This is a genomic window from Streptomyces sp. WELS2 (assembly GCF_013870595.1).
Taxonomy (GTDB): domain Bacteria; phylum Actinomycetota; class Actinomycetes; order Streptomycetales; family Streptomycetaceae; genus Streptomyces.
In genome coordinates this window covers 1-2,197 of the sequence record NZ_JACBWZ010000950.1, presented here as the reverse complement: position 1 = coordinate 2,197, position 2,197 = coordinate 1, and the positions used below count along the sequence as shown (strand labels likewise).

Sequence of the window (2,197 nt, the reverse complement as noted above, 5' to 3'; positions counted from 1 at the left end):
TCGGCCTCGTGTCTGAGTCGCGAGTCTTCAGCGTCGTTGTGATCACCCGCCAGAGCTGACGGCGAAAGTATGCGCAACCGTGATGCAGTGCGGGGGATTCCGTTATCCGAACAGTGGGTAACGGCCCTCGGACGCGGGCCAGTTGGGACAGAACGGCGAATCTGCGCGGTTCGGGAGGTTCAGCCCGATGTCTACGCGCGCAGAAGCGCCCAGCTTCCGTGGATTGTGCGAGCCGGTCAACAAACCTCTCGCCGCGCCTCGTTGGTCAGTAGCCGCCGTGCGCCGGCGGATAGCCGTACCCGCCGGCCGGTGCCTGCGGCGGGGCCGGCACCTGGAGCGGGGGCTGCGGCGGGGGCACCGGGGCGTGCGCCTCGCGGTCGTAGAAGGGGCGCGCGTTGGCCCGCATCCACATCACCACCGGGTCGTAGTCGTCGGTCATGGCGACCGTCGAGACCGGCAGGCCCTCCGGGACCGCGCCGATGGACTGCTGCATCATGGCGCGCACCGAGTCGACCGCGGCGGGCGAGGTGTCGTACACGTCCAGGCCGATGGCGAGGTAGGGCGCGCCGAGCGCGGGCTGCACCCAGGCGCGGCGCAGCGAGCGCAGCGCTGGGGTGCGGTGCGCGTTCTGCGCGAGCAGGGCGTAGAACTGCGGGATCTCGATGCCGGGCTCGGACAGGCGCAGCGGGCCGGCGGGCTGGCGGTCCAGGCCGGTGGCGATGCGGCGCAGGTCCGGCCAGGGGATGCCGACGCCGCCGCCCGGCGCGTGCGGGTTGAGCCAGAGGCCGTAGTGGTCGGGGTAGAGGGTGCGGGCCACGTCCAGGCCGTCGGCCACCTCGTAGGAGCGGTTCCAGCCGCTGGCCGACAGCTCCTGGGCGGAGGTCACGCAGGGGGCGTAGTGGAAGCCGTCCACCTCCATGTCCCCGTACTGGGCGTCCGGGGCGCCGGCCTGGCCGTGCCACAGGAGCATGAAGACCTGGCCGGAGGTGGGGGCGGCGAGGGCGCGCAGCAAAGCCTCGTAGGCGTCGTAGCGTCCGGGCGTGACCTGGCGCAGCATGTGCTCGACGCTGCCGCTGTGGCTCGCGCTCACCTGGTGTGCCCCTTCTTTTCTGTGACCCGGCGTTTGAGCACAGCTTATGCGCCTGGCAGCTCGGGGCCTTGGCGTCGTACGCGTGTGCGGGTGGGTTGTGGCTCGTCGCGCCCCGCGGCGGAGCCGCATATCGGACACGATCCCGCGCCCCTTCCGGGCGCGGTTCAGTGGCCGTACTGATAGAACGGGCGGACGTTCGCCTTCAGCCATGTCGCCACCGGGTCGTCCGTGACGTCCAGCAGGACCAGGTTGACCGGCCACTTGACGGGGACCTCGGCCAGGGCCTTGCCGAGGGCCTGGAGGGGCAGGGCGCGCAGGTCGCCTTCCCACTGGGAGAGTTCGACGCCGACGAACATCGCCGGGTCGGCCGTCTCGACGGCGGCCAGGCAGCGGCGGGCGGTGAGGACGACGCCGGTCTCGGCGAACCCGGCGGACGCGGCGGCGAGGAAGTCCACCGGGTCGTCCTGCCAGTCGGGCTCGAAGAGGCGGACCCGGCCGCCGGTGCCCGGACCGTCGAGCGGGGTGCGGCCCACCCGGCACAGCTCGGCCACGGCCTGGGGCGGCAGCGGTATGCCGACGACACCCTCGGGGTTGACGGCGATGCCCACCTGCGGGGGCAGGCCGCGGGCGAACTCCACGGCCGGGGCGATGGTGTACGCCATGTGGGAGCCGGCCACCTGGCGCAGCTGTTCCTCGGAGCTGAACACCGGGACGTACGCCTGGCCGTCGATGTCGAGCGTCGGCAGGTCCAGCGGGCCGCTGTCCGGGCCACCGCCGTTGGGGAGCGGGATCCACAGGAAGCTGCGGCCGAGGACCTCGACGATCCGGCCGCCCGCCGCGGGGATGCCGAGGGAGGCCGACAACACCTCCTCCAGCTCGTTGCCGGGCCAACCGCCGTGCGGGTGCGGGTGCGCCTGTGCCGGGAAGTCCGCCGGGAAGTCCATGTGCCTACCGCCTGCTGGGAACCACTGCTGTGACCATGAAGGCTAGCGGGTGGCGGTGACAGTGCCTCACCGAGTGAAGCCGACCCGGGCCAGGACGTCCGCCGCGTCCCGGTCCAGCAGCACCACCGCGCCGCAGCCGGCCGGCGGCTCCCCCTTCTCCACC

2 protein-coding genes and 1 pseudogene are annotated in these 2,197 nt (G+C 72.6%); all 3 read right to left on the bottom strand.

Features of this window, described 5'->3' with window-relative positions:
- Window positions 1–265 precede the first annotated feature (265 nt).
- Window positions 266–1,057, bottom strand: coding sequence for an enhanced serine sensitivity protein SseB C-terminal domain-containing protein (locus tag H5J33_RS32130; RefSeq protein WP_181798257.1), 792 nt, complete (start codon window positions 1,055–1,057; stop codon window positions 266–268).
- Window positions 1,058–1,254: 197 nt separating this feature from the next.
- Complete coding sequence (locus tag H5J33_RS32125; protein WP_181798256.1) at window positions 1,255–2,034, bottom strand: enhanced serine sensitivity protein SseB; 780 nt, start codon at window positions 2,032–2,034, stop codon at window positions 1,255–1,257.
- Between the two features lie 66 nt (window positions 2,035–2,100).
- A pseudogene (locus H5J33_RS38000) lies at window positions 2,101–2,197 on the bottom strand (ATP-binding protein); the annotation flags it as partial.